The sequence below is a fragment of the Castellaniella sp. genome (assembly GCF_041675725.1).
Classification (GTDB): domain Bacteria; phylum Pseudomonadota; class Gammaproteobacteria; order Burkholderiales; family Burkholderiaceae_B; genus Castellaniella.
Genome location: NZ_JBAYTI010000020.1, coordinates 1 through 26556, shown reverse-complemented (window position 1 = coordinate 26556; position 26556 = coordinate 1). Strand labels below are relative to the sequence as shown.

Genomic DNA, 26556 nt, shown 5'->3' with positions numbered 1-26556 from the left:
AACCGATAGGGGCGTGACCCCGTCTCAGGAGCTTTCATGTCTTTCGTCGACACCCTGACCCTGATCCCGGCCCAGGCCGCCGGCGAGCCGAATGCGCTGATGAGCATGTTGCCCATCATCCTGATGTTCGTCATCCTGTACTTTCTCATGATCCGGCCGCAGATGAAGCGTCAGAAGGATCACAAAAAGATGGTCCAGGCGCTGGCCAAGGGCGATGAAGTCATTCTGTCGGGCGGCTTGCTGGGCAAGATCATCAAGGTCAGCGACAGCTACCTGACGCTCGAGATCGCCCAGCTGGCCGACAAACCCGTCGAGACCATCGTGCAGCGCAGCGCCGTCACGGCCGTCTTGCCCAAGGGCACCATCAAGTCGCTCTGACACCTTCAGGCTGTTCGACCATGAACCGATACCCCCTCTGGAAATACCTCATCGTACTGGCGGCCGTGATCATCGGCGTGCTGTACACCTTGCCGAATTTCTATGGCGAATCACCCGCCGTGCAGATCGCAGGGGCAAAGACATCGGTCAAGGTCGAGCATGACACCCTGCTGCGCGCCGAGCAGGTGCTCGAGCAGAACGGCATTCAGCCGATGGCGGGTACGTTCGAAATGAACGGCCCGGTCGGGGCCGTACGCTTGCGGTTCGAAAGCACCGATATCCAGCTTGCCGCCAAGGACCTGCTCGAAAAAGCACTCAACCCCGACCCGGCGAACCCCGACTACACGGTGGCGCTGAACCTAATGTCGGCGACGCCAGGCTGGCTGACGGCGCTCGGGGCGCACCCCATGTACCTGGGGCTGGACTTGCGGGGCGGGGTGCATTTCCTGCTGCAGGTCGACATGCAGGGCGCACTGGTCAGCCGCTACGATTCGGTGGCCAGTGAAACCCGCAGCACCCTGCGCGATGCCAAGATCAAGTTCGACGACGTCGAGCGGGCCGGCCAGGCTGTGCGCGCAAGCTTCGTGACCGAGGCCGAGCGCGATGCGGCAGCGGATCTCCTGCGCCGCATGATGCCCGAAATGCAGTTCGTGACGGCGCGCTCGGGCGACCAGTGGCAACTGACCGGCACACTGACGCCTTCGGCCATCACGCAAGTGCAGGACAACGCGCTCAAGCAGAACATCCAGACGCTGCACAATCGCATCAACGAGCTCGGGGTGGCCGAGCCCATCATCCAGCAGCAGGGTGGGGATCGTATCGTGGTGCAGCTGCCGGGGGTCCAGGACGTCGCCAAGGCGAAGGAAATCCTGGGCCGTACGGCCACCCTCGAAATCCACATGGTCGACGAGTCGCCCGCGGCGCAGGCGGCCTTGGCATCCGGCAAGGTGCCCTTCGGGCTGGTGCGCTACAACGACCGCGAGGGGCGTCCGCTGCTGTTGCGCCGCCAGGTCATCCTGACCGGCGAGAACCTCCAGGATGCCCAGCCGGGGCGTGATCAGCAGACTCAGCAACCGACGGTCAACCTGACGCTGGATGCCAAGGGTTCGCGCATTTTCCGCGACGTCACCCGCGACAACATCGGCCGGCGCATGGCCATCGTGCTGTTCGAGAACAACCAGGGCGAGATCGTGACCGCGCCGGTGATCCGCTCTGAAATCCCCGGCGGGCACGTGCAGATCTCCGGCAGCATGACTGCCCAGGAAGCAGCCGACGTCTCCCTGCTGCTGCGCGCCGGGTCGCTGGCGGCGCCCATGCAGATCATCGAAGAACGCACCATCGGGCCCAGCCTGGGGGCGGCCAACATCAAGCAGGGTTTCGACTCCACCTTGTGGGGCTTCACCGCCATTGCCATCTTCATCATTGCGTACTACCACCTGTTCGGGCTGTTCTCCACGCTGGGGCTGAGCTTCAACGTGCTGCTGCTGCTGGCGGTGCTCTCTATGCTGCAGGCCACGCTCACTCTGCCCGGTATCGCGGCCATTGCGCTGACGCTGGGCATGGCCATCGATGCCAACGTACTCATCAACGAGCGCATCCGCGAAGAACTGCGGGCAGGCCTGCCACCTCAGCAGGCCATCCATCTGGGGTTCGACCGGGCCTGGGCCACCATCTTCGACTCCAACCTCACCAGCCTCATCGTGGGGATTGCGCTACTGGCGTTTGGCACGGGCCCGGTACGCGGGTTTGCAGTGGTCCACTGCATCGGCATACTCACCTCCATGTTCTCTTCGGTGGTGGGGGTGCGGGCGCTGGCCAATCTCTGGTATGGGCGCAAGCGCAAGCTCAAGTCCATATCGATTGGGCAGGTCTGGAAACCCAAGCAAGACTGAACAGAGGCACGCCATGGAATTCTTCCGTATCCACCGCACCATTCCGTTCATGCGGCATGCGTTGATCCTGAACATCATCAGCCTGGTCACGTTTCTGCTCGCTGTCCTGTTCATCGCCACGCGGGGCTTTCACCTGTCCATCGAATTCACGGGCGGCACCGTGATGGAGGTGCACTACAGCCAATCGGCACCCGTGGGGGAAATCCGCCAGGCCATCGACGCGCTGGGCTATACCGATTTCCAGGTGCAGAATTTCGGCACGTCGCAAGATGTGATGATCCGCCTGCCCGTGCGTCCGGGCGAAGACACGGCCACCCAGAGCCGGACGGTGCTCTCCGCCCTGCAGGTGCAGAGCCCCGACGTGCAGCTGCGCCGGGTCGAGTTCGTGGGCCCGCAAGTGGGCCAGGAACTGCTCCATAACGGGCTCATGGCGCTGCTGTTCGTGGTGGTCGGCATCATGATCTACCTGGCCATCCGCTTCGAGTGGAAGCTGGCCGCGTCGTGTGCCATCGCGAACCTGCACGACGTGGTCATCATTCTGGGCTTTTTCGCATTCTTTCAATGGGAGTTCTCGCTCTCGGTGTTGGCCGGGGTATTGGCCGTGTTGGGCTATTCGGTCAACGAGTCCGTCGTGGTGATGGACCGGATCCGAGAGAACTTCCGCAAGCAGCGCAAGGCATCGGTGCGCGAGATCATCAATGCCTCGATCACGCAGAACATCTCGCGTACGGTCATCACCCATGGTTCCACCCAGATGATGGTGCTCTCGATGTTCTTCTTTGGCGGGCCGACCTTGCACAATTTCTCGCTGGCCCTCACCATAGGGATCTGGTTCGGGATCTACTCGTCTGTGTTCGTGGCCGCCGCCCTGGCCATGTGGATGGGCATCAAGCGTGAAGACCTGGTGCGGCCCATCAAAAAAGACGGCCCCGAAGTCGAATTGGGTTAGCGCATGCAAGAATCCTCCGTACGCCGCCCGGGCGTCGTGCCCCGCAAGACCGGCAGCGGCCCGACGGGGCCCCGGGGCACCGACCACGACGCCATCCGCGCCCTGGTCGAGCAGCTGCCGCCGTCCCAGCCCGGCGCCCGGGCCCGCAAGTTGTACATCCGTACATTTGGCTGCCAGATGAACGAGTACGATTCCGAGAAAATGGCCGACGTTCTTCGGGCCACGCGCGGGGTCGAGCTCACGCAAACGCCCGAAGACGCCGACATCATTCTCTTCAATACGTGTTCGGTGCGTGAAAAAGCCCAGGAAAAGGTGTTTTCCGATCTGGGCCGGGTGCAGCCGCTGAAGCAGAAAAATCCAGACTTGATCATCGGGGTGGGGGGATGCGTGGCCAGCCAGGAAGGCGCGGCCATCGTCGAGCGCGCACCGTACGTCGACCTGGTCTTTGGCCCGCAGACCCTGCATCGTCTGCCGCAGATGATCGACCAGCGCCGGGCATCGGGGCGCGCGCAGGTCGACATCTCGTTTCCGCTCATCGAAAAATTCGACGCGCTGCCGCCGGCGCGGGTCGAGGGCCCCAGCGCCTTCGTTTCTGTCATGGAAGGCTGCAGCAAGTATTGCAGCTTCTGCGTCGTGCCGTACACGCGCGGCCCCGAGGTCTCCCGCCCATTCGATGACGTGCTCGTCGAGATCGCCGGGCTGGCCGACCAGGGGGTGCGCGAAGTCACCTTGCTCGGGCAGAATGTCAATGCCTACCGCGGTCCCGTGGGGCCATCCGGCGAGGTCGCCGATTTCGCCATGTTGCTCGAATACGTGCACGACATCCCGGGCATCGAGCGCATCCGGTATGTCACGTCGCACCCCAAAGAAATGACGGCGCGGCTCATCCAGGCCCATGGCGCACTGCCCAAGCTGGTGCCGTTCCTGCACCTGCCGGTGCAGTCGGGCAGCGACCGGGTGCTGGCCGCCATGAAGCGCGGCTACTCCGTGCTCGAGTACCGCGCCATTATCCGGCGGCTGCGCAAGGTCCGGCCCGACATGACGCTGTCGTCGGATTTCATCGTCGGCTTCCCTGGCGAGACAGAAGCCGATTTCCAGGGGACACTCGATCTCGCGCGCGACATCGGCTTTGACCAGTCATTTTCGTTCGTCTATTCAAAACGCCCCGGCACCCCCGCCGCCGATCTGGCCGATGACACGCCCCATGACGTCAAGCTCGAACGGCTCCATCGCCTGCAAGCCCTGATCAACGAGCAGGCGCAGGCGTATGCGCAAGCCATGGTGGGCACCGTGCAGCGCCTGCTGGTCGAAGGTCATTCGCGCAAGGACGCCGCCGATCTCAAGGGCCGGACGGAAAACAACCGCATCGTCAATTTTCCCGGGCCGCCGCGCCTGATCGGGCAGATGGTCGACGTCCGCATCACGCAGAGCCTGGCCAACACCCTGCGCGGCGTCATCCAGGGCACCGATTCCCAACGGGTAGGCCAGTGAGCGAGCGCCCCCTGGTTCTCGATCTGGAGGGCGACAATGCCCGCTTGGCTCAGCTGTGCGGACCGCTCGACCGTAATCTGCAGCAGATCGCGCAGGCCTACGGGGTCGAGATCCGGCGCCGTGGCAGCCGCTTCACAGTGCGCGGCGCCCAGGCCCGGCAGGCCGCCAAGGCGCTGCGCTGGTTCCACGAACACACGCCCGAGGGCGGCTTGACGCTCGAGGCGCTGCAATTGGGGCTGGTCGAGCTCGGTGCCCGCTCCGATCCGGCCACGGCCGGTGCGCTGCCCGATCTGCCGCCGGTAGACGACGGCAGCCTGGATCTGCGCACGCGCAAATCCGACCTGCGTCCGCGCACGCCGCGCCAGCGCGATTACCTCAATGCCATTCTCAAGCACGACGTCACCTTTGGCGTCGGGCCGGCGGGCACCGGCAAGACCTGGCTCGCAGTGGCCTGTGCGATCGACGCGCTCGAGCGCGAGTCGGTGGCGCGGCTGGTGCTGACCCGGCCGGCCGTCGAGGCTGGCGAGCGCCTGGGTTTCCTGCCAGGCGATCTGGTGCAGAAGGTGGACCCCTACCTGCGGCCGCTGTACGACGCCCTTTATGACCTGCTGGGCTTCGAGCGCACGCAGAAGCTGTTCGAGAAGCAGACCATAGAAATCGCGCCGCTGGCCTATATGCGCGGGCGTACGCTGAACCATGCCTTCGTGATCCTCGATGAGGCCCAGAACACCACGCCGGAACAGATGAAGATGTTCCTGACCCGCATCGGGTTTGGCAGCAAGGCGGTGATCAATGGGGATCCGACCCAGGTCGACCTGCCCAAGGGGCAACGCAGCGGTCTGCTGCATGCGCTCGAGGTGCTCGAAGCGGTGCCCGGCATCGCCCATACGCGCTTCACCAGCCGCGACGTCGTGAGGCATCCGCTGGTGGCACGCATCGTCGACGCCTACGAGCGCGCAGGCGATCATGTATCCTGAGTTCAGCCTCAGCGTGCAGTATGCGGTCCAGGCCCCCGAGCTGCCGCGCTGGCGCTTGCGGCGCTGGGTCGGGCGGGCTCTGCAGGCGGCGCTGGCCCCCGAGGCCGATGCGCCGCCCCAGCCGGTGGCCCTGACCCTGCGCATCGTCGATGAGCCCGAAGGCCGCCGCTTGAACTCGGCCTGGCGCCGGCGCGATGCCGCCACCAATGTGCTGACGTTCGAATATGGCTGCGGGCCCGATGGCTGCCTGCGGGCCGACATCGTGCTGTGCCTGCCGGTCATGGCGCGCGAGGCCGCCAGCCAGGGCAAGCCGTTGCAGCAGCACGCGGCGCACCTGGTCACCCACGGCGTGCTGCATGCGCTGGGCTACGACCACGTGCAGGATGACGAAGCCCGCGCGATGGAAGCCCTGGAAACCCGCATTCTGGCCGCTCAGGGCATACCCGACCCCTACAAGATCGAGGCCGACGGCTAAGATCCTTATCGGTTATCCTACAGTTTCCGTCACTCGTCCTACGGACAATGTCAGACCCTTTACCACCTGATCCCGAACCCCGACCTGCGCGCAGTGCGCCCGGTTCCTTCTTCTCTCGTCTCAGGGCTTTGTTGCGGCCTGCCCCCCCGACCGACCGAAACGACATCCGGGCCGTACTCGAAGCCGCCCATGATCATTCGGTGCTGGATGGCGAGTCATACGCCATGATCTCCGGGGCCCTCGAAGTCGCCGACATGACGGTCGCCGACATCATGGTGTCGCGCTCGCGCATGGACATGCTGGACATCCGCAGCCCGCTGTCCGAGCTTCTGCCCATGATCACCGAAACGGGGCACTCCCGCTTTCCGGTCTTCGAGGGCGATCGCGAAAACATCATTGGCGTACTGCTCGCCAAAGACCTGCTGCTGACGTGGTCCGATCAGACCCTGGATCTGCGGGCGCTGGTGCGGCCGCCGGTATTCATCCCCGAAACCAAGCCACTGAACGAACTGCTCCAGGAATTCCGGGCCAGCCGCAATCATCTGGCCATCGTCATCGACGAACACGGCGGCGTCTCGGGCCTGGTCACCATGGAAGACGTGCTCGAGCAGATCGTGGGTGAAATCGAAGACGAATTCGACGAGGCCGCCGAAAAAACCATTTTCCGCACGGGCGAAAACAGCTGGCGGGCCATGGGCACGACGGAAATCGAGGATTTCAATCACATGTTCCACGTGCAGCTGCCCGATGATGAATGCGATACGCTGAATGGCTGGCTGGCAGCCGAGCTGGGTCACATCCCGCGGCGGGGCGAACGCTTCGAGTCCCAGGGCCTGGTCTTCACGGTGGTCGGGGCGGACGGCAAGCGGGCGCATTGGCTGCACGTGCAAAGAGCCGAGCCAGAACCCACGCCGGAACATGCAGCCTGACGGCGCATCACCGGGTGCGGTGTCAGGGGCGGGGGATCCTGCCGGGTCGACCGGGGAACCCGGCCTGCAGGCCAAGATGCGGGGCGCGGGGCGCAGTGGGCTGCTGTTGCTGGCGGGCCTGCTCCAGGCCCTGAGCTTTGCGCCGGGGCCTCTGCCGGGATGGAGCCTGCCTTTCGTGCAGATCCTTTCACTGGCGGTGCTGGCGTCTGCCACGCTGCGGGCGACCACGCCGCGCCAGGCGGCCTGGCGCGCATGGCTGTTCGGTCTGGCGCAATTTTCCGTCGGCGTCTATTGGCTGGTCATCAGCATGCACCGCTACGGCGGCTTGCCCTGGATCCTGTCGGTCGGGGCGCTGCTCATTTTCGCGGCGGCGATGGCGTTGTATGGGGCGCTCGCCTGTGGCCTGTCCGCAGCCCTGTTGGCCGGGCGCGCGCATCCCCGTCAGCGCGCGTGGGCCCAGTGCCTGATCGCGACGACCTGGGCGTCGGCCTGGACGCTGGGTGAATGGCTGCGCGGCACGTTGTTCACCGGCTTCACTTGGCTGCAGGGCGGCTATGCCCATGCCGACGGGATGTTCGCCGCTTGGACCCCACTGCTGGGCGTCTATGGCGCGAGCTGGCTGGCGGCCTTTGCCGCCGTGGCCGTCGTGCTGATGGTGCGCGCCAGGAACCTGCCGCCCTGGGATCGCAGTGCGGCGGCCGTGCTGGGTGCGGCGTTGGCCACAGGGCTGGCCGGCATCGCCCTGGGCTACATCCAGTGGGGCGCGCCCCGTGGGGCGCCGGTCTTGCTGAGGCTCGTGCAACCGGCCACGCCGCAGTCCGAGAAATTTGATCCCTCACGGTTTCTCGATGAGCAGGTGCGCCTGCAGGATCTGGCGGCGCTGGCGCCCAAGTCGGACGACGACCGTCCGGCGCTGGTCTTGCTGCCGGAGACCTCCATTCCGATTTTCCAGGATCGCGTGCCCCTGGAGGTTTGGGACGGTTGGGAACACGCCGCGCGCAGCGGGCAGGCCCCGATCGTGCTGGGGGTGCCATTGCATCGGCCAGCCGGGGGCGACGGCCAGCGGGATGCGGCGCCGGGCGCGCGCGGCGCGCGTCACACCAACGCCGCCCTGGCACTCGACGCCCAGGGGCGGGTCATGGAACAAGGGGGGCGTGCCTGGCACTACGACAAACGTCATCTGGTCCCTTTTGGCGAATTCATTCCGTTCGGTTTTCACTGGTTCGTGCGGGCCATGCGCATTCCGTTGGGGGATTTCGACCGCGGCGCCGATGACCAGCCGGTTTTGCGCCTGGGAGACCAGACCCTGGCGTTCAACATTTGCTACGAAGACACGTTCAGCGAAGAAATCGCGGCGGGCGTCGCGCCGTCGGCAGCGAATCCCGAGGGGGCCAGCATCCTCGTCAACCTGGGCAACCTGGCTTGGTTCGGCGACAGTTGGGCCTTGCGCCAACACCTGCAGATGGCGCGTCTGCGCACCCTGGAGACGGCGCGGCCCATGGTACGTGCCACCAATACCGGCCTGACGGCCGCGATCGGTCCGCGGGGTCAGGTGTACGCGCGGCTGGATACCGGCCGTCCCGGGGTGCTCGACGTCGAGATCCAGGGCTGGCAAGGCCTGACGCCGTACGTGCGCTGGCGCAATCTGCCGGTGCTGGCCTGGTCCGTGTGGATGCTGGGGCTGGCTGTTGTGATAAAAAGACGCAGCAAGCGTGCGGCTTCCTGAGGGCCGCTCGGGGTCATGCGGCCCGAATCACCCGCTGGGGGAATACGAATGAACATGCTGTGGCGTTGTGCAGCGGCCTGGTTGCTGGCGGGTTTCGTTTCGGCCAGCCAGGCCCAGGGATTGCCGCCCGAACTGCAGTCGGCCTGGAAGGCGACCCGGCTCCCCGATGCCGCCCTGTCGCTCGAGATCCGCGAGGCGGGCGGGCCGGTGGTCGCCAGCCTGCACAGCCAGGTGCCGCGCAACCCGGCCTCGGTGATGAAGCTGGTCACCACTTGGGCGGCCTTGTCGACACTGGGGCCGGATTTCGTCTGGCGCACCCGCTTTCTGGCCGACGCGAAGGCCCGGCTGGATGCGCAGGGGACCTTGTCCGGGCCGCTGTACATACAGGCGGCCGGCGACCCCTGGTTCACGTTGGAAGATCTCTGGCACACCCTGCGCGAGCTGCGCGTGCGGGGCGTGAAGAACGTGTCCGAAGTCGTCGTGGATCGTCGGCTGTTCGGCGATGTGGCCATCGATCCGGGCGAGTTCGACGCCCAGCCGGATCGGGCCTACAACGCCAGCCCGGATGCGCTGCTGGTCGGTTTTGGGGCGACCCGCGTGTTGTTCTATCCGGATCGCACGGCCCGCCAGTGGATCCCCATCCTGGATCCACCGTTGCGAGGGGTACAGGTACAGGGCCGTGTCGAATGGCTGAACGGCGCCTGCAAGGCGCGGCCCGTGGTCACGGCCCAGGTGATGCCCCAGGCCGGCCGGGCCGTGGTGCAAGTGTCGGGCAAGGCCAGCGGCGAGTGTGGCGAGTTCAGCCTTTACCGGCTGGTCGGCACGCCCGTGGCGCACTTCGAGTCCCTGTTCCGCCTGCTCTGGAAGGAGCTCGGCGGTACGCTGGCACGCGGCATCCGATCCGGCGCCGTGCCGGGCGATGCGCGCGAGCTCGTCGGCCATGATTCGCCTACGCTGGCAAGCACGATTGGCCAGATCAACAAGTACAGCAACAATGTCATGGCCCGCATGACCTTGCTGACCCTCGGCACCGAGCTCGACGGCCCGGGCGCTACGGCCACCGGCAGCGCCCGGGCCGTGGGGCAGGTATTGGCGGGGCAGGGGGTGGATACGGCTGGATGGGTGCTGGATAACGGCTCGGGCCTGTCGCGCGAGGCGCGCGTCACGGCGCGGGGCCTGGCCCAGATGCTCGATGTGGCCTGGCGCTCGCCGTTGATGCCCGAGTACGTGGCCTCGCTGGCGATCTCGGGGGTGGACGGCACCGTGCGCAGGCGGCTGAAAGACGCACAGACTCGCGGCCAGGCGCACCTGAAGACAGGTACCTTGCGCGATGCGCGCGCGTTGGCGGGCTATGTGCGCGGTGCCAGTGGCAAATACTATATCCTGGTCAGCATGGTCAATGATGGCCAGGCCGCCCAGGTGCGCGCCTTCGACGATGCCGTGGTGCGCTGGCTCGCGGCGCGCTGATCGGGGGCTGGGCGCCCGGCTGCGGCCAGAGCCCAGGGCGGCTGTCCGCCTGCAGTCGGGTCGGGTAAAATCAAAAGTGATCCTGCGCCGGCCTGGGCCGGCTGCGCCCTTGCCAGCCTGCTGCCATGCCCATACACGAAATCAAACATCCCTTGATCCGACACAAGCTTGGCCTCATGCGGCGCGCCGACCTGAGCACCAAGAATTTCCGCGAAATGGCACAGGAAATCGCGGCCTTGCTCACCTATGAAGCCACCAAAGACCTGCCGCTCGAACCGGTCCGCATCCAGGGCTGGGCGGGCGCGCTCGACGTCGAAAAGCTGGCTGGCAAAAAGGTCACGGTGGTGCCGATCCTGCGCGCCGGCATCGGTATGCTCGACGGGGTGCTGATGCTGGTCCCCGGGGCCAAGGTCAGTGCCGTGGGCATCGCCCGCAACGAAGAAACCCTGCAGGCGCAGACCTATCTCGAAAAACTCGTGGGTCAGCTGGACCAGCGGCTGGCGCTCATCGTCGACCCGATGCTGGCCACGGGCGGTTCGATGGTGGCCACCATCGACATGCTCAAGCAGGCCGGCAGCCGCAATATCCGTGCCCTGGTGCTGGTGGCGGCACCCGAAGGCATCGCAGCGGTGCAGCAGGCGCACCCCGACGTCCATATCTACACCGCGTCGATCGACAGCCACCTGAACGAGCACGGCTACATCATTCCCGGCCTGGGCGATGCGGGTGATCGTATTTTTGGCACGGGTCAGAAAACCGACTGAATCCCTCGGATGTAAAGGGTGCAGCCCATGCAGACCCGTACAATAGAGGCAGGATGAACCATTCCGTTCACAGGAGAACTTCATGGCCAAACGTAAAAGTCTTGCTACCCAGTCCACATCGGATGCCCTGATCGAAGATCTGAAGGCCAGCCTCGATCATGCCGAAGATCTGCTGCGCCAGGCAGCCGATGCCACCGGCGAAAAAGCCGCCGATCTGCGCACCCGGGCGCTCGAAGCCCTGGACCAGGGCCGCGAGAAGCTGCGTGAAACCCAGGCAGATCTCGTCGAACAGGGTCGCAAAGTGGTGCACGACACCGACCAGTACGTACAAGACAACCCCTGGAAAGCGGTCGGTATCGCGGGCGTGGCTGGGCTGCTGTTGGGTGCTTTGTTGTCGCGGCGCTGAATACGGTGGGGTCCATCACTCGCGCCTTCGTCGATGTGGCCCACCATGTGGCCGCATTGGCGGGTACAAGGCTCGAACTCTTCGGCCTCGAAGCACTCGAGGCGCGTGACCGCCTGCTGCAGCGGTTGGCCGTGCTGCTGGCAGCGGCCCTGTGCCTGTTCCTGGCGCTGCTGGTGGTGACGCTCACCGTGGCGCTGCTGTTCTGGCCCACCCCCTGGCGGTTTTGGGCGCTGGGCCTCATGGCGCTGGCCTACGCGTTGGCCGGCCTGGCATTGGCATGGTGGCTGGTGCACAAGGTGCGCCATGATCCACCCCCTTTTGCCACCACGGCGGCGGTACTGGGCGAGGACACCCGCGCACTGGTCGGGCTGCACGCCCGCCGCGCCGCGCCTGGGCAGGCGGCCGATGACCCCGAGGATCCACCTGTATGAGCCACACTACTGCATCTGTGTCATCGTCTGCCGATCGGAAAGTGCGTATCCAGGTTCTGCGCCTGCAGGCCGGCTACGAACGCATCGCCCTGCAGCACAGCCTGTGCACTCTGGCAAACGGGCTCCAGCCCGGCGCGCTGGCAGCCATGGTGCGCGACCATATCGGTGGCGCGACCTCGGGCTGGCTGGCCACCGGTTGGCGCTTCGTGCGGCGCTATCCCGTGTCGCTGTCGGTCATGGGCTCGCTGTTTTCCACCGCCACGCGGCGGCGCCTGGTCCTGAAGTCTGCGCTCATTGCCGGCCTGGTCTGGCTGGCGCGGCGCGATCAGGCCGAACGGGCCCGTACCGTCCAGGGTCCAGAGTCCGGGGCCTGACCAGGCCCTGGCCGGGTCCTGGCTGGGTACGCTACAGGCCCAGGGCGCCCCACATCGCATCGACGCGCTGTTTGACGTCGGCCGTCATCTGGATGGGTTTACCCCATTCGCGCTGCGTTTCACCAGGCCACTTATGGGTGGCGTCCAGCCCCATTTTCCCGCCCAGGCCGGATATTGGCGAAGCGAAATCCAGATAGTCGATCGGGGTGTGATCGACCAGGACCGTATCGCGCACGGGATCCATGCGGGTGGTGATGGCCCAGACCACTTCGGGCCATTGGCGGATGTCGATGTCGTCGTCCACCACGATGATGAACTTGGTGTACATGAATTGCCGCAACACGCTCCAGAGGCCAAACAGGATGCGCTTGGCGTGTCCCGGGTACTGCTTGCGCATGGATACGACAGCCAGGCGGTAGCTGCAGCCTTCGGGCGGAAGGTAGAAGTCGATGATTTCAGGAAACTGCCGCTGCAGCAGCGGCACGAACACTTCGTTCAGGGCCACCCCCAGGATCGCGGGTTCATCGGGCGGTTTTCCGGTGTACGTGCTGTGATAAATGGGCGCCTGGCGGTGGGTGATGCGCTCGACCGTGAAGACCGGAAACCAGTCTTGCTCGTTGTAATAGCCGGTGTGGTCGCCAAACGGCCCTTCGAGGGCCATTTCGTATCCTGATGCGGGCGGCGGGGTCTCGCCGGCCGCAGCCGGCGCCGGCCCGGCGCGTGGGTCATCCGCGGGCAGGATATGGCCTTCGAGGATGATCTCGGCGTGTGCCGGCACCGACAAGCGGTCGTCGACCAGCGCGGGGGCCAGCTCGGTGCGCGAGCCGCGCAGCAGGCCGGCGAATTGGTATTCAGACAGGCTGTCGGGGATGGGTGTGACGGCGGCAAGCAGCGTGGCCGGGTCCGTGCCCAGCGCGACGGCCACGGGAAACGGCGTTCCGGGGTGGGCCAGGGCATGGTCGCGGAAATCCAGTGCGCCGCCCCGGTGCGGCAGCCAGCGCATGATCAGCTTGTTGCGCCCGAGCAGCTGCTGGCGATAAATACCCAGGTTCTGCCGGCGTGCGCGCGGCCCGCGGGTGATGACCAGGCCCCAGGTGAGCAAAGGTGCTGCGTCGCCGGGCCAACAATGCTGCAGGGGCCACTGGTGCAGATCGACCGCCGGGCCTTCGAGGACCACTTCACGACAGGGGGGGTGGCGCAGCGTGCGCGGGTTCATGTCCCAGAGCGCCGCCTTGAGCAGGCCGACCTTGCCCAGGGCTTCGCGCATGCCATGGGGCGGCGCCGGCTCCCGCAGTTCGGCCAGCAATTCCCCGGTGGTGCGCAGGGCGTCCACCGATTCGGCGCCCATGCCCCAGGCCACCCGCTGGGGGGTGCCAAACAGGTTGGCGAGGACCGGTATGCCGCATGCCTGACCGCCATGCTGCACGTTTTCGAACAACAGGGCGGGCCCGCCGGCGTGCAACACGCGGTCGGCGATTTCGGTCATCTCCAGGTGGGTGGAGACGCCCGCCCCGATACGCTTGAGTTCGCCGCGCTGCTCGAGCAGCGCGATGTAGTCACGTAGGTCACGATATTTCACAGAAGAGACCAATCAGGTTACAGTGCATGGTCAGCAAGATTACCACTCCCCTTATTGAAGCGGGGTTTAAACGGAGCCCTCTCACCATGCCGGCCGCGGCCCGACGACTGCGACGCGGGGCGAGCCAGGCGTTATTGATCCTGGGCGAGTGCATTCACGTCAGCGCCATCTATCTGGGGCTGGCGGTGCTCACCACCCTGGGCCTGAGCCTGGCGCTGCCCTCCATGCGCGAACAATCCCAGCAATTGCACGAAGCTGTGCTGGCCATGTTCCAGAACCAGCCTGCCACCGACGTATTGGAACAGGCCGACGTACCCGAATGGGCGCAGTTCACGCGTCCGGATTTCGACGACGTGGCCAGCAGCCTGGCCGATGCCTTCAATCAACAAGGCCATGCGGACGACCCTGATTCCGCGGCGGCCGACCGCGCGGCCCAGCTGGACAGCCTTGCATCCGAGGGCCAGACCCGGTTCGCCCAGGCCCTGGCGGATAGCCTGGCCGATCAGCCGGTATCCGGCATCAGTGCGGCCCAACGCCATGGGCTGGGCAGCTATTTGGCGCGCAAATATCAGATCTCCCGCAGCGTGGCCGATGCCTTGTTGCGTACGGCCTTTACGCTGGGGGCCGAGCTGGGCTTGGATCCGCAGTTGATTCTTGCGGTGGTGGCCATTGAATCCCGCTACAACCCGTTTGCCGAGAGCCCCGTAGGGGCCCAGGGCCTGATGCAGGTCATGACGCGGGTGCACCGCGACAAGCTCCAGGCCGAGGGCGGGGTCGTCAGCGTTTTTGATCCGGGGGTGAACATGCGGGTGGGGGGCCGGATCCTGGCGGATTGCATCCGCCGCAGGGGGTCGGTGGCGGGCGGCCTGGCCTGCTATGTGGGCGCGACAGGCCCGGGCGATGGCGGCTATGGCGCCAAGGTGCTGGCCGAGCGGCGGCGCATGGCGCTGGCCTCGGGGCTGGCCCCGGTCGACCGGATTCCGGGCAAGGGCGCGGCCGGGTGACGGATCAGCCGGGCAGGGGCTCGGCCGATGCGGGGCTTGGCGGCTGGAGGTGGTACCGGGCCAGCAGCGGGGCCATCCGGTCGACCGCCTGGCGCAGGCGGTCCAGCCCGGTGGCATACGAAAAACGCACCGTATGGGCTGCGTGGGCCTGGCCGAAGTCCATGCCGGGCACGGCCGCCACGCCCGCTTCGTGCAGCAGCTGCCGGTAGAACGTGCTGCTGTCCAGGCCCAGGCGGCGAATGTCGGCAAAAATGTAAAAGGCGCCATCTGGCCGGGCGAGCACGTCCAGCCCCAGGGTATCGAAGGCGGGCAGCAGGAAGTCGCGCCGCTGCTGGAAGGCTTGCCGGCGCTGTTCGTAGATTTGCAGGGTGTCGGGCGTGAAACAGGCCAGGGCGGCGTGCTGGGCCAGCGACGGGGCGCAGATGGCCAGGCTGGCACCCAGCCGCTCGAGTGCCGGTATCAGGGCCGGCGGCGCGATCAGCCACCCGAGGCGCCAGCCGGTCATATGGAAGTATTTGGAAAAACTGTTGATCACCACGATGTCGTCATCGAGCGTGAGGGCGCTGGCGGGTGCGTGATCATAGGCCAGACCCAGATAGATTTCGTCCATGATGATCCAGCCGCCCCGTTCGCGCACGGCGGCGATCAGGGCCTGCAGGGCGGCGCGGTTCATCGAGGTCCCCGTCGGGTTGCCTGGCGAGGCGATCAGCACGCCCCGCGTGCGCGGCCCCCAGTGGGTATGGATGTCATCGGCGCACAGGTGGTAGTTCTGTGTCGCCTGGGTGGGCACGAGCCGGGTCTGGCCGCCTGCGGCAAGAATGAAATTGCGGTTTGCCGGATAAGAGGGATCCGGCATCAGGACTTCGTCGCCCGGGTTGATCAGGGCCATGGTCGCCAGCAACAGCGCCCCTGAAGCGCCTGACGTCACCATCACACGGGACGCGTCGAGCGCCGTACCGAAGTGCTGGTTGTAGTACCCGGCCAGGGTGTCGCGCAGGGCGGGCAGGCCCAGGGCCTCGACATAGCCGCCCAGCCCGGCGTCCGTGGCCTGGTTCAGGGCGTCCAGGACCGCCTGCGGGGCCCGGAAATCAGGTTCGCCCACGCCCAGGCTGATGATGTCCTTGCCCTGGGCGGCAAGCACCTGGGCCTGTTTCAGAACTTCCATCGCATAAAATGGCACTGTGTGCCGGGTCCTGTCGGCGGGCCTGACCATGGTTGCACCCCGAGAAATCTTTCAACGTCACATTGTAGCGGTTGCCTTCCGGAGGCCTTTGCCATGCAGTTCACGTCGCGACGCGCCTTTCTGACCGGACGGCGGTCACAGCGCACGCCCTGGGAACATTTTCTGGCGCGCCTGAGGCGGGTCGTAGAGGGCTCCGTGTTCGATTTCGGCACGCAGGCCGATGGGGCCCGCATGGTGCCTGCCGGCATGCAGGATGTCTTTCACGCCCGGGGCCTGTGTCATCAGTTCGGCGTCATGCTGGCGCTCGATGGCATGCCGTTCAGTGCCCGGCTAGCCGGTGAGCCAGTGCTCTGGGTCGAACCGGGGGCCGCGATGGCGCGCTGCGAACGCCTGGGCGAGTCGGATCCCCGCTGGTTCGTGCAACCCGGTTGCCTGCTGGGGACGCTCGAAGCCGTTGGGCTGCACCAGTTTCGCGATCAGCCGGCGCATCTCACGGTGGCGGCCTGGCTGGCCGATCGCCGCTCATGCGACTGGGATGCCGGGCACACGGCCGACAGTGGCCTGGTGCATGCACAAGTCCTGCTCGGCGACGGCACGCGGGCCAACCTGGGCGCGTTCGGGGTCGACAACCAGAAACCGCTGGACAATCTCCGGGTGCAGTCCATGGTGCCCCGTTTGTTCGAGCTGGCGGCCTCGGTCTCCCAGGCATCCGCCGCCAGCCCTTTCTGGGAGGGCGGCTACCGTCTCGATGCGCTGCGACCGGCCGATGGCTGCAGCATCAATCTGGCGCAACTGTTGCTTGGGCACGCGGGCGAACTGGGCTGGGTCGAATGGCTGGTGTTCGACGAACGCCTGGGGCAGCCTTTGGGGCGGCCCTACGGTGAGCGTTATGGTCAGCGCCCAGAGGCGGCTGCCGCGTGGCGCGAGGTCGACGACGTCGTCAAGCAGCTGTTCGACCCGGATGGCCTGTTTCCGCGGCCAGGCCAGCGCTTTGCGCGCCCGTCCTGAATCCCGGCCGCCACAACGCGCGGCCGGCGTGGTCGTAGCGCCTGCGAGCGGCTAGAATGAAACATCCTCCACTGTCATGCTCGGGCTTTGCCCGGGCATGCTCACTTTAAAAAGGCATGCTTTCATGGATGAATCTCTGCGTGCTGCGGCGCTCGAATATCACGAGCACGGCCGCCCCGGGAAAATCTCGGTGATTCCCACTAAACAGCTGTCCAACCAGCGCGACCTGGCGCTGGCGTACTCTCCGGGCGTGGCCGCCGCCTGCGACGAAATCGTGGCCGATCCGCACAATGCATTTCGCTATACCGGGCGTGGCAACCTGGTGGGGGTGATCACCAACGGCACCGCCGTGCTGGGCCTGGGCAATATCGGTGCCCTCGCCGCCAAGCCCGTCATGGAAGGCAAGGCCGTCCTCTTCAAGCGGTTTTCGGGCCTGGATGTCTTCGACATCGAAATCAGCGAGCAGGACCCCGACCGCCTGGTAGACATCATTGCCGGGCTGGAGCCCACCTTTGGCGGCATCAACCTCGAAGACATCAAGGCGCCCGAGTGCTTCTACATCGAGAAGAAATTGCGCGAGCGCATGAACATTCCGGTGTTCCACGACGATCAGCATGGCACGGCCATCTGCGTCACGGCGGCCTTCATCAACGGTCTGCAGGTCGTCGGCAAGGACATTGCCCAGGTCAAGGTGGTGGTCTCGGGGGCGGGCGCGGCGGCGCTGGCCTGTCTCGACCTGATGGTAGACATGGGCCTGCCCCTGGCGCACATCTGGGTGTCCGACATCGAGGGCGTCGTCTACCAGGGGCGGCGCGAGTTGATGGACGAAAAAAAATCCCGCTTTGCCCAGAAGACGGATGCCCGCACGCTGGATGACCTCATTGGCGGGGCCGACGTTTTCCTCGGCCTGTCCGCCGGGGGGGTGCTCAAGCCGGCCATGGTCGAAAAAATGGCCGAGCGGCCATTGATCCTGGCGCTGGCCAATCCGAACCCGGAAATCCTGCCTGCCGATGCACTGGCGGTTCGTCCGGATGCGGTGCTGGCCACCGGACGCTCCGATTTCCCCAACCAAGTCAACAACGTACTGTGTTTCCCCTACATCTTCCGTGGTGCGCTCGATGTCGGCGCCACCACGATCACGCGGGGCATGGAAAGGGCGGCGGTACAGGCTATCTGCGGCCTGGCCCGCGAAGAGCAGAATGAAGTCGTGGCCGCAGCCTACGGCCTGAGCGACGTCTCCTTCGGGCCCGAATACTTCATTCCCAAGCCATTCGATTCGCGCCTCATCACCCGCATCTCGCCGGCGGTGGCCAAGGCGGCCATGGACGAAGGCGTCGCCACGCGCCCCATTCTCGACTTCGAAAACTATACGGGCCAGCTCGAGCAGTTCGTTTATCACTCGGGTGCGTTCATGAAGCCGCTGTTCTCGGCCGCCCGGTCGATGGTCCGCGAAGGGGGGCGGTCCCGCATCGCCTTTGCCGAGGGCGAAGACGAACGGGTGCTGCGTGCGGTACAGATCGTGGTCGATGAACGGCTGGCCCGGCCCATACTGATCGGCCGGCCTTCGGTTCTCGCCACGCGTATCGAACGCCTGGGCCTGCGCATTCGGCTGGGTGTGGACGTCGACGTCACCAATCCAGAGCACGATGAGCGTTTCCATCAGTACTGGACCACCTACTGGGAACTCATGTGCCGGCGCGGCATCACCCGCGAAATGGCGCGGGTCGAGATGCGCCGCCGGCTGACCCTGATCGGCGCAATGATGGTGCGCCTGGGCGATGCCGATGGCCTGATCTGCGGTACCGTGGGCTCGTACGGCAATCATCTGCGGTTCATCGACGAAGTGCTGGGCCTGCAGCCTGGTGCGTGCTCCTATGGGGCGATGAATATTCTGCTGCTCGAAGAGCGCACGCTTGCGCTGGCCGATACCCATGTCAACGACAATCCCGACGCCGAACAGCTCGCCGAGATCACGCTGATGGCAGCCGAGGAGTTGCGTCGGCTGAACATGGAACCCAAGGTGGCGTTGTTGTCCCGTTCGAATTTCGGCACGGGCAGTTCGTCTTCGGGCGAAAAGATGAAGGCGGCGCTGGCGTTGATCCGGGCGCGCGATCCCGAGCTGGAGATCGATGGCGAGATGCATGGCGATTGCGCCCTCGACCCCGAGCTGCGCAGCCGCATCCTGCCCAGCACGACGCTCAAGGGCGAGGCCAACCTGCTGATCTGCCCCAGTGTGGATGCCGGCAATATCGCCTACAACCTGCTCAAGACGGCCGCCGGCGGCAACGTGGCCGTAGGCCCGTTCCTGTTGGGGGCGAATGCGCCGGCGCATATTCTCACATCCAGCTCCACCGTGCGCCGTATCGTCAACATGACCGCACTGACCGTGGTCGATGCCAACAAGCCACGACACCCCTGATCCGGGCGGATCCGTGCGCCGCAATGGCACCACCGGCCTGGTGCTCACGGGCGGGGGCGCCCGGGCGGCCTATCAGGCCGGCGTGCTGTCCGGGGTCATGCAACTGCTTGATCCGGAACGCCGGCCCGATGCCGTCAACCCATTCGACATCATCTGCGGCACCTCGGCAGGCGCCATCAATGCGGCTGCTCTGGCCTGCCGGGCCCACGAGCCCCACCAGGCCGTCGATCATCTGGTCGCCCTGTGGCAATCCCTGCATACGGGCGACATTTATTACGCCGACATCCCGCGCCTGTCGCATACCGGGCTGCAATGGCTGGGCATGTTCGCTCTGGGGTGGATCCGCCCGCAGCTGTCCCACAGGGCGCCGCATTCCCTGCTGAACAACCAGCCGCTGGCAGACCTGCTGGCCCGCACGCTCAACTTCTCGCGCCTCAAGGGCAACCTGGCCAGCCGGCACCTGGCCGCGCTGGCCATCACCGCTACCGACTACACCTCCGGCGAGCACCTGACCTTCTACCAGTCGCGTCGGGCCATTCAGCCCTGGACGCGTACGTTGCGACGGGCCGTGGCCTGTTCCATCGGGGTGGACCACCTGCTGGCGTCCAGCGCCATCCCCTTCGTATTCCCGGCCCGGGCCTTGCTGACCCAAGGCCGCACCCTGTGGTGTGGTGATGGCTCCATGCGCCAGCTGGCACCGATCAGCCCTGCGATCCACCTGGGTGCCGAGCGGGTCTTCGTCATAGGCACCAACGACCAGGGCCGCGCAGGCCCCGAGAACCACGAACTCGATCCGTCCTATCCAAGTTTTGCGCAGATTGCCGGCCATACGCTGTCGAACATTTTCCTCGACGGGGTCGCATTGGACATGGAGCGCATGCAGCGAATCAATGGGCTGCTTGCACGAATCCCCGCAAATGGATTAAAAAGCCAGACATTGCGTCCCATCCATACCCTGATGATCGCACCCAGTCGCTCTCTCGACGAGATCGCGCTGGAGCACCTCGACGAACTGCCGCGGGCCGTGCGTACCTTGTTTCGGGTGCTGGGTGTTTCGCCGCGCAAGCTGGAGTCAGGGGGAGGGGCCTTGGTATCCTACCTGTTGTTCGAGCCCGGCTACACACGCAGCCTGATCGAACTGGGCAGGTCCGACAGCATGAATCACGCTGAAGAAGTGATCGCTTTTTTCAAGGAGTGGTCCGCATGAGTCCGGCCCAGACAAAAAATGCACCCATGCAAGGCAGGGTCGACGCTGAGTCCATCAGCGAAAATGCTGCGCTGGCCGCCGCAGCCGAATCCGGTCTGACTGCACTGGTCGTCGATTGCGACCGGGCCCGCAATCGCTCGGCCGTGTTGCGGGCGGTCGTCAAGGCAATCGACTATCCCGAGTTCTTCGGCGGGGATCTCGATGCTTTTTACGATGGCCTGTGCGATACCTTGCTCGACCAGAAAGAAGGGCTGTTCCTTTGGTTTCGGCATCTGCATTCGGGGGATCCCGCCCTGGCCGAAGACGCGCAGGCCATCCAGAGCGTCTGCGATGACGTGGTCGAATTCGCTGCCAACAACGAACGCCGCTTTGCCTATGCCATCCAGCATGCGGGGGCGCACCCGGAACCCGAACCAGGGGTCGACCCGACGCCTTACTCGGGGCGCGGCGACTGACATCGCCCACCGGTGGGCCAGGCCGCGCCGCGGCAAGGCCTGGCGTGGGGCCTGGCCCGCTGATTCACCAGCCCAGCAGGGTAGTGCACGCGACGACCAGCGCCAGCCCTGCGGTTTCTGTGCGCAGGATGCGCGGCCCGAACTGCGCCGCGTGCGAGCCGTGCTGCCGCGCCAGGGCCTGTTCTTGGGTCGACCAGCCGCCTTCGGGGCCCACCAGCAGATTCAGGCGCGCGCCCGCGCCGCACAGCGCCTCGGGGAGCTTCGGCCCCGCTTCTGGATGGCAGAACAGTGTATGCCCGTGCAGCAGCGGCAGTGCGGCCGCCAGGCGGGCAGGGCGGTGTACCCGCATCAAGCGATTGCGCCCGCATTGCTCGCTGGCTGATTGCACGATGGCTTGCCAGCGGGCCATGCGCTTGTCCAGGCGCCCGCCTTCCAGGCGCAGGACGCTGCGTTCGGCGGCAATGGGCTGCAGCTCGCTCACGCCGAGTTCCACCGCCTTTTCGAGGATCCAGTCCATCTTGTCGCCGCTGGCCAGGCCCTGCAGCAGCACCAGATGCCCGGCGAGCTCGCGCTCGGTGGGCTCGTGGGCGCCCAGCTGTACGCTTGGCCGGGCTGCCGGGCCGCGCAGGACCCCCGGGTATTCGCCCCCCAGGCCGTCGAACAGGACCACGTGCTGGCCCGGTTCGAGCCGCAGCACGCGCTGCGCGTGGTGCGCCAGGGCCTGCGGCAGGGCCAAGTGCGTCTGGCCCGCCAGCGGGGCAGGGTAGAAGAATCGCGGCGTGCTCATGGGGATCCGAAGTTCAGGACGCCCATATTAAATCACCGGCGCCAAACTGTTAAAATAAGGGGATTTGCCACTTGAAAACTGCCTGGCCATGCCCTCGTGGGCTGGCGGGTCATCGAGCCCTCATGAGCGTTTTGTCTGCCCCTGATCCTTCCATGGCGCATGCCATTCGTATCCTGGCCATGGATGCCGTCCAGCAAGCCAACTCCGGACACCCGGGGGCCCCGATGGGCATGGCCGACATCGCCCACGTGCTGTTCACCAGGCACCTGAGCCACAATCCGTCGGACCCCGCCTGGGTGAACCGCGACCGTTTCGTGCTCTCGAACGGCCATGGCTCGATGCTGTTGTATGCCTTGCTGCACCTGACAGGATACAACCTGTCCATGTCCGAGCTGCGCAATTTCCGCCAATTGAATTCCCGCACCCCGGGGCACCCCGAAGTCGGGATCACGCCCGGTGTCGAGACCACGACCGGCCCATTGGGCCAGGGGCTGGCCAATGCGGTCGGCATGGCGCTCGCCGAAGCGCTGTTGGCCCGGGAATTCAATCGTCCGGGGCACGCCATCATCGATCACCTGACCTGGGCCTTCGTGGGTGACGGCTGTCTCATGGAAGGCATCTCCCACGAGGCCTGTTCGCTGGCGGGCACTCTGGGGTTGTCGCGCCTCATCGTCTTCTACGACGACAACGGCATCTCCATCGATGGGCAGGTTCAGTCCTGGTTTGCCGACAACACGCCGGATCGTTTCGAAGCCTATGGCTGGAATGTGCTGCGGGATGTCGACGGGCATGACATGGCCGCCATTGAAGCCGCCATCACCCAGGCGCGTGTACACGCCGAGGCCGACCGCGGCCCCACGCTGATCTGCTGCCGGACCGTGATCGGCAAAGGCGCGCCCAACAAGGCGGGGTCCGAAAAAATCCATGGGGCGCCGCTGGGGGCGGAAGAAATCATGGCGGCCCGCAAGGCCCTGGGCTGGACGCTGCCGCCCTTCGAGATGCCCCGGGAAGTCTACGAATATTGGGATGGCCGGCGCCGGGGCGCCGAGCTGCAGTCCGAGTGGCAGGCGCGCTTCGACCAATATGCCGCCGACCATCCGCGTCTGGCCGCCGAGCTGTGTCGGCGCATGGCCGGCGAATTGCCCACCGATTTCGAACGGCGGGCCGCCGATTGGATACGCACCACGCAGGATCGGGCCGAATCCATCGCCAGCCGCAAGGCCTCGCAGCAATCGATTGCCGCGTTTGCCGACATCCTGCCGGAACTCCTGGGCGGTTCGGCCGACCTGACAGGATCCAATTTCACCGACTGGCCGGGGGTGGTGCCACTGCGACGCACGCCGACCGGCCTGCAGGCGGGGCGGCACATCAATTACGGGGTGCGTGAATTCGGCATGGCGGCCATCATGAACGGCATCGCCCTGCATGGTGGCTTTTTGCCTTTTGGCGGCACTTTCCTCACCTTTTCCGACTATTCCCGCAACGCGCTGCGCATGGCGGCCCTCATGAGGCAGCGGGTGGTGCATGTGTTTACCCACGACTCCATTGGCGTGGGCGAAGATGGCCCGACCCATCAGCCGGTCGAACAGGCGGCCAGCCTGCGCCTGATCCCCAACCTGCATGTCTGGCGCCCTTGCGACACCACGGAAACGGCCGTGGCCTGGCGCTGCGCGCTGGCTCGTCCAGCCAGCCTCGGCCTGGCCGTGCACGATGGCGGCCCCACCGCCTTGTTGCTGTCGCGCCAGAATTTGCCCTTCGTCGCGCGCGACGCCGACACCACCCAGGCCATCGCGCGCGGTGGCTACGTGCTGCGCGACATGGCAGGCGCGCGCGCCGTGCTGATCGCGACGGGATCCGAGGTCGAACTCGCCCTGCAGGCCCAGGATCTGCTGGCGCAGCGGGGTACGGCCACACGCGTGGTGTCCATCCCCTGCACCCAGGTATTCGATGCGCAGCCTGCCAGCTGGCGCACGGCCGTGCTGCCCGCCCACCTGCCGCGCGTGGCCATAGAGGCCGGTGTGACGGCAGGCTGGTACAAGTATGTCGGGGCCCACGGCGCCGTGGTGGGCCTGGACACGTTTGGCGAGTCCGCGCCTGCGGGGCAATTGTTCAAACATTTCGGGCTGACGGCCGAACACGTGGCCGCCACCGCCGAACAGCTTTTACAAGGAGATTTCTCATGACGATACGCGTTGCCATCAATGGCTACGGCCGCATAGGCCGCAACATCCTGCGGGCGCACTACGAAGACGGCAAGCAGCACGACATCCAGATCGTGGCGATCAATGACCTGGGCAATCCCGACACCAACGCCCATCTGACACGCCACGATACGGCGCATGGCCGCTTCCCGGGTACGGTCGAGGTCGATGGCGACTTCATGGTGGTCAATGGGGATCGCATTCGCGTCCTGGCCGAGCGCAACCCAGCCGAGCTGCCCTGGGGCGAGCTCGGTGTGGATGTCGTGCTCGAATGCACGGGTCTGTTCGCATCCAAGGAAAAAGCCTCGGCCCACCTGAAAGGCGGGGCGAAAAAGGTGATCATCTCGGCGCCTGGCGGCAAAGACGTCGATGCCACGATCGTGTACGGGGTCAACCATCAGGTGCTCAAGGCCTCCGATACGGTGATTTCGAATGCATCCTGCACCACCAACTGCCTGGCCCCGCTGGTGTACCCGCTGCATCAGCAGTTGGGCGTGGTCACCGGGCTGATGACCACGGTGCACGCCTATACCAACGATCAGGTGCTCACCGACGTCTATCATTCAGACTTGCGGCGGGCGCGTTCGGCCACGCAGAGCATGATTCCCACGAAAACCGGGGCCGCCTCGGCGGTTGGCCTGGTCCTGCCCGAACTCAATGGCAAGCTCGACGGGTATGCCATCCGGGTGCCCACCATCAACGTCTCCATTGTCGATCTGACGTTCGTGGCCAGTCGTGAAACATCCGTCGAAGAAGTCAACGGCATCCTCGAGGCGGCGGCCCAAGGCCCGCTCAAGGGGATTCTGGCCTATACCACCGAACCCCTGGTGTCGATCGACTTCAATCACGATCCGGCCTCCAGCACGGTGGATGCCGCGCTCACGAAGGTGTCCGGCTCGTTGGTCAAGGTGTCTTCCTGGTATGACAATGAATGGGGCTTCTCGAACCGCATGCTGGATACCACGGTGGCCCTGATGGCCGCCCAGTAAGACATTCCGTCACTGTCGCCAGCCGTTTGTACGGGCGGGGCAACCCGCCCTTGTTTCGTGTCACCAGGAGGCGCTCGCATGGCCATTGCCCTGTTATCCGATCTGGCGCGCAGCACGGCCTTGCAGGGCCAGCGCGTTTTCATCCGCTCCGATCTCAACGTACCGCTGGATGGTGGGCAGATCCGCGACGATACGCGCGTGCGCGCGTCCGTGCCGGCGATCCGGCTCGCCCTGCAGGCGGGGGCCGCCGTCATGGTGACGTCGCACCTGGGGCGCCCCAAAGAAGGGCAGGTCCGTCCGGAAGACAGCTTGTTGCCGGTCGCCCAGCGGCTTGCCGAGCTGCTTGCCCAGCCGGTGCGCCTGGTCGCCGATTGGGTGGATGGGGTGCAGGTCGCGCCGGGTGAAGTCGTGCTTCTCGAGAACTGCCGCAGCAACCGGGGCGAGAAGAGCAACGACCCCGAACTCGTACGGCGCATGGCCGCCCTGTGCGATGTGTACGTGAATGATGCCTTCGGCACGGCGCATCGTTCCGAGGCCACCACCGACGGCCTGGCGCGCATGGCGCCCGTGGCCTGTGCGGGGCCTTTGCTGGCCGCCGAGCTCGATGCGCTGGGGCGTGCCCTGGACGATCCGCGCCGGCCCTTGATTGCCATTGTGGGCGGCTCCAAAGTGTCCACCAAGTTGTCCATCCTGCAGTCGTTCGCGGCCCGGGTCGATCAGCTGATCGTCGGCGGGGGCATCGCCAACACCTTCATGCTGGCGGCTGGTTTGCCGATTGGTCGCTCTTTGGCCGAACCCGATCAGGTCGAACAGGCGCGCGCCGTCATGAACGCCATGCAGGCGCGCGGGGTGCAGGTGCCGATTCCGGACGACGTCGTCGTGGCGCCTGCGTTTGCGGCCGATGCGCCCGCCACGGTGAAGGCTGCTGCCGAGGTGGCCCCCGAGGACATGATTCTCGATATCGGCCCGCGCACCGCGGCCAAGCTGGCCCGCCTGTTGCATGCGGCGGGCACCATCGTCTGGAATGGCCCGGTCGGCGTCTTCGAGTTCGAGGCATTTTCCAACGGTACCCGGGTGCTGGCGCAGGCGATTGCCGAAGCCGATGCCTTTTCCATTGCCGGTGGCGGCGATACCCTGGCCGCCATCGCGCATTTTGGCATCACGCCGCGCATCAGCTATATTTCCACCGGCGGTGGGGCGTTTCTGGAGTTCCTCGAAGGCCGGACCCTGCCGGCTGTGGCCGCGCTCGAGCGCTGATGCCGTCGGGCAGGCCGCGTGGCCGTGGCCACGGCCGGTCCGTTGGCGGCTCAGGCCGTGCGCGGGGTGCGCAGTAGGCGCAAGCCGTTGGCGACCACCAGCAGGCTGGCGCCGACGTCGGCGAATACCGCCATCCACATGGTGCCCAGGCCGACCACCGTCAGCACCAGGAACACCAGCTTGATGCCCAGCGCCAGGGCAATGTTCT

At 65.9% G+C, this 26556-nt stretch carries 24 protein-coding genes; 21 read left to right on the top strand and 3 right to left on the bottom strand.

The genetic code is table 11. The annotated features are described in order from the left end of the window. Window positions 1-36 precede the first annotated feature (36 nt). The 13 genes from yajC to WCZ84_RS05875 all read left to right on the top strand — a co-directional run bounded on the left by yajC (window position 37) and on the right by WCZ84_RS05875 (window position 12259). A complete protein-coding gene (gene yajC / locus WCZ84_RS05935) occupies window positions 37-378 on the top strand; it encodes a preprotein translocase subunit YajC (RefSeq protein ID WP_372685342.1) in 342 nt (113 codons plus the stop codon). 20 nt (window positions 379-398) lie between these two features. Then, on the top strand, window positions 399-2270 hold the full coding sequence (gene secD / locus WCZ84_RS05930) for a protein translocase subunit SecD (protein WP_372685341.1): 1872 nt from the start codon (window positions 399-401) through the stop codon (window positions 2268-2270). Window positions 2271-2283: 13 nt separating this feature from the next. Beyond that, a complete protein-coding gene (gene secF / locus WCZ84_RS05925) occupies window positions 2284-3219 on the top strand; it encodes a protein translocase subunit SecF (RefSeq protein WP_372685340.1) in 936 nt (311 codons plus the stop codon). Between the two features lie 3 nt (window positions 3220-3222). Next, window positions 3223-4710 (top strand): tRNA (N6-isopentenyl adenosine(37)-C2)-methylthiotransferase MiaB, encoded by a 1488-nt coding sequence (miaB, locus tag WCZ84_RS05920; protein WP_372685339.1) that lies wholly within the window; start codon window positions 3223-3225, stop codon window positions 4708-4710. Then, entirely contained in the window at window positions 4707-5687 is a 981-nt protein-coding gene (locus WCZ84_RS05915) for a PhoH family protein (RefSeq protein ID WP_372685338.1), read from the top strand. Before miaB ends, WCZ84_RS05915 begins: the two co-directional genes overlap by 4 nt. Then, a complete protein-coding gene (gene ybeY / locus WCZ84_RS05910) occupies window positions 5677-6162 on the top strand; it encodes an rRNA maturation RNase YbeY (RefSeq protein ID WP_372685337.1) in 486 nt (161 codons plus the stop codon). The genes WCZ84_RS05915 and ybeY overlap by 11 nt, the downstream gene beginning before the upstream one ends. A 47-nt stretch (window positions 6163-6209) precedes the next feature. Further along, on the top strand, window positions 6210-7091 hold the full coding sequence (locus WCZ84_RS05905) for an HlyC/CorC family transporter (protein ID WP_372685336.1): 882 nt from the start codon (window positions 6210-6212) through the stop codon (window positions 7089-7091). Then, a complete protein-coding gene (gene lnt / locus WCZ84_RS05900) occupies window positions 7081-8817 on the top strand; it encodes an apolipoprotein N-acyltransferase (RefSeq protein ID WP_372685335.1) in 1737 nt (578 codons plus the stop codon). Before WCZ84_RS05905 ends, lnt begins: the two co-directional genes overlap by 11 nt. Before the next feature lie 48 nt (window positions 8818-8865). Further along, window positions 8866-10284 (top strand): D-alanyl-D-alanine carboxypeptidase/D-alanyl-D-alanine-endopeptidase, encoded by a 1419-nt coding sequence (gene dacB / locus WCZ84_RS05895; RefSeq protein ID WP_372685334.1) that lies wholly within the window; start codon window positions 8866-8868, stop codon window positions 10282-10284. A 125-nt stretch (window positions 10285-10409) separates the two neighbouring features. Beyond that, window positions 10410-11048, top strand: coding sequence for a uracil phosphoribosyltransferase (gene upp / locus WCZ84_RS05890; RefSeq protein WP_372685333.1), 639 nt, complete (start codon window positions 10410-10412; stop codon window positions 11046-11048). 82 nt (window positions 11049-11130) lie between these two features. Next, window positions 11131-11454, top strand: a complete 324-nt coding sequence (locus WCZ84_RS05885) for a YqjD family protein (protein ID WP_372685332.1) — start codon at window positions 11131-11133, stop codon at window positions 11452-11454. Window positions 11455-11459: 5 nt separating this feature from the next. Then, window positions 11460-11885, top strand: coding sequence for a phage holin family protein (locus WCZ84_RS05880; RefSeq protein ID WP_372685331.1), 426 nt, complete (start codon window positions 11460-11462; stop codon window positions 11883-11885). Continuing rightward, window positions 11882-12259 (top strand): hypothetical protein, encoded by a 378-nt coding sequence (locus tag WCZ84_RS05875; protein ID WP_372685330.1) that lies wholly within the window; start codon window positions 11882-11884, stop codon window positions 12257-12259. Before WCZ84_RS05880 ends, WCZ84_RS05875 begins: the two co-directional genes overlap by 4 nt. Window positions 12260-12290: 31 nt before the next feature. Here the strand turns inward: WCZ84_RS05875 and WCZ84_RS05870 are convergent, their stop codons facing one another. Beyond that, window positions 12291-13838 carry a UbiD family decarboxylase gene (locus WCZ84_RS05870; RefSeq protein ID WP_372685329.1) on the bottom strand — a complete coding sequence of 516 codons (1548 nt, stop codon included), beginning with the start codon at window positions 13836-13838 and terminating at the stop codon, window positions 12291-12293. Between the two features lie 86 nt (window positions 13839-13924). Between WCZ84_RS05870 and WCZ84_RS05865 the strand changes: the two genes are divergently transcribed. Then, complete coding sequence (locus WCZ84_RS05865) at window positions 13925-14842, top strand: transglycosylase SLT domain-containing protein (RefSeq protein ID WP_372685328.1); 918 nt, start codon at window positions 13925-13927, stop codon at window positions 14840-14842. Between the two features lie 4 nt (window positions 14843-14846). Here the strand turns inward: WCZ84_RS05865 and WCZ84_RS05860 are convergent, their stop codons facing one another. Further along, window positions 14847-16055, bottom strand: coding sequence for a pyridoxal phosphate-dependent aminotransferase (locus tag WCZ84_RS05860; RefSeq protein WP_372685327.1), 1209 nt, complete (start codon window positions 16053-16055; stop codon window positions 14847-14849). 63 nt (window positions 16056-16118) lie between these two features. Here WCZ84_RS05860 and WCZ84_RS05855 point away from each other — a divergent pair, with 63 nt between their 5' ends. From WCZ84_RS05855 to WCZ84_RS05840, 4 genes are all read left to right on the top strand, one after another. Then, window positions 16119-17033 (top strand): hypothetical protein, encoded by a 915-nt coding sequence (locus tag WCZ84_RS05855; RefSeq protein WP_372685326.1) that lies wholly within the window; start codon window positions 16119-16121, stop codon window positions 17031-17033. Between the two features lie 124 nt (window positions 17034-17157). Beyond that, entirely contained in the window at window positions 17158-19452 is a 2295-nt protein-coding gene (locus WCZ84_RS05850; protein WP_372685325.1) for an NADP-dependent malic enzyme, read from the top strand. Further along, entirely contained in the window at window positions 19427-20659 is a 1233-nt protein-coding gene (locus tag WCZ84_RS05845) for a patatin-like phospholipase family protein (RefSeq protein ID WP_372685324.1), read from the top strand. The genes WCZ84_RS05850 and WCZ84_RS05845 overlap by 26 nt, the downstream gene beginning before the upstream one ends. Before the next feature lie 26 nt (window positions 20660-20685). Next, window positions 20686-21114, top strand: a complete 429-nt coding sequence (locus WCZ84_RS05840) for a barstar family protein (RefSeq protein WP_372685362.1) — start codon at window positions 20686-20688, stop codon at window positions 21112-21114. 64 nt (window positions 21115-21178) lie between these two features. Here WCZ84_RS05840 and WCZ84_RS05835 read toward each other — a convergent pair whose 3' ends face one another. Continuing rightward, the gene (locus tag WCZ84_RS05835) at window positions 21179-21901 is read right to left on the bottom strand and encodes a 16S rRNA (uracil(1498)-N(3))-methyltransferase (protein WP_372685323.1); all 723 of its coding nucleotides are present in this window, start codon (window positions 21899-21901) and stop codon (window positions 21179-21181) included. 122 nt (window positions 21902-22023) lie between these two features. Between WCZ84_RS05835 and tkt the strand changes: the two genes are divergently transcribed. The 3 genes from tkt to WCZ84_RS05820 all read left to right on the top strand — a co-directional run bounded on the left by tkt (window position 22024) and on the right by WCZ84_RS05820 (window position 26348). Then, window positions 22024-24084, top strand: coding sequence for a transketolase (tkt, locus tag WCZ84_RS05830; RefSeq protein ID WP_372685322.1), 2061 nt, complete (start codon window positions 22024-22026; stop codon window positions 24082-24084). Further along, entirely contained in the window at window positions 24081-25091 is a 1011-nt protein-coding gene (gap, locus tag WCZ84_RS05825; protein WP_372685321.1) for a type I glyceraldehyde-3-phosphate dehydrogenase, read from the top strand. Before tkt ends, gap begins: the two co-directional genes overlap by 4 nt. A 78-nt stretch (window positions 25092-25169) precedes the next feature. Next, window positions 25170-26348: a phosphoglycerate kinase gene (locus WCZ84_RS05820; protein ID WP_372685320.1), complete on the top strand. Its 1179-nt coding sequence runs from the start codon at window positions 25170-25172 to the stop codon at window positions 26346-26348. Window positions 26349-26556 lie beyond the last annotated feature (208 nt).

Coding starts and splice junctions, on each gene's coding strand:
- miaB (WP_372685339.1), top strand. CDS start 3,223: ATGCAAGAATCCTCCGTACGCCGCCCGGGCGTCGTGCCCCGCAAGACC.
- tkt (WP_372685322.1), top strand. CDS start 22,024: ATGAGCGTTTTGTCTGCCCCTGATCCTTCCATGGCGCATGCCATTCGT.
- WCZ84_RS05875 (WP_372685330.1), top strand. CDS start 11,882: ATGAGCCACACTACTGCATCTGTGTCATCGTCTGCCGATCGGAAAGTG.
- dacB (WP_372685334.1), top strand. CDS start 8,866: ATGAACATGCTGTGGCGTTGTGCAGCGGCCTGGTTGCTGGCGGGTTTC.
- WCZ84_RS05860 (WP_372685327.1), bottom strand. CDS start 16,055: ATGGTCAGGCCCGCCGACAGGACCCGGCACACAGTGCCATTTTATGCG.
- WCZ84_RS05885 (WP_372685332.1), top strand. CDS start 11,131: ATGGCCAAACGTAAAAGTCTTGCTACCCAGTCCACATCGGATGCCCTG.
- WCZ84_RS05855 (WP_372685326.1), top strand. CDS start 16,119: ATGCAGTTCACGTCGCGACGCGCCTTTCTGACCGGACGGCGGTCACAG.
- secD (WP_372685341.1), top strand. CDS start 399: ATGAACCGATACCCCCTCTGGAAATACCTCATCGTACTGGCGGCCGTG.
- gap (WP_372685321.1), top strand. CDS start 24,081: ATGACGATACGCGTTGCCATCAATGGCTACGGCCGCATAGGCCGCAAC.
- lnt (WP_372685335.1), top strand. CDS start 7,081: ATGCAGCCTGACGGCGCATCACCGGGTGCGGTGTCAGGGGCGGGGGAT.
- ybeY (WP_372685337.1), top strand. CDS start 5,677: ATGTATCCTGAGTTCAGCCTCAGCGTGCAGTATGCGGTCCAGGCCCCC.
- WCZ84_RS05840 (WP_372685362.1), top strand. CDS start 20,686: ATGCAAGGCAGGGTCGACGCTGAGTCCATCAGCGAAAATGCTGCGCTG.
- WCZ84_RS05850 (WP_372685325.1), top strand. CDS start 17,158: ATGGATGAATCTCTGCGTGCTGCGGCGCTCGAATATCACGAGCACGGC.
- WCZ84_RS05905 (WP_372685336.1), top strand. CDS start 6,210: ATGTCAGACCCTTTACCACCTGATCCCGAACCCCGACCTGCGCGCAGT.
- secF (WP_372685340.1), top strand. CDS start 2,284: ATGGAATTCTTCCGTATCCACCGCACCATTCCGTTCATGCGGCATGCG.
- yajC (WP_372685342.1), top strand. CDS start 37: ATGTCTTTCGTCGACACCCTGACCCTGATCCCGGCCCAGGCCGCCGGC.
- WCZ84_RS05835 (WP_372685323.1), bottom strand. CDS start 21,901: ATGAGCACGCCGCGATTCTTCTACCCTGCCCCGCTGGCGGGCCAGACG.
- WCZ84_RS05845 (WP_372685324.1), top strand. CDS start 19,427: ATGCCAACAAGCCACGACACCCCTGATCCGGGCGGATCCGTGCGCCGC.
- WCZ84_RS05865 (WP_372685328.1), top strand. CDS start 13,925: ATGCCGGCCGCGGCCCGACGACTGCGACGCGGGGCGAGCCAGGCGTTA.
- upp (WP_372685333.1), top strand. CDS start 10,410: ATGCCCATACACGAAATCAAACATCCCTTGATCCGACACAAGCTTGGC.
- WCZ84_RS05820 (WP_372685320.1), top strand. CDS start 25,170: ATGGCCATTGCCCTGTTATCCGATCTGGCGCGCAGCACGGCCTTGCAG.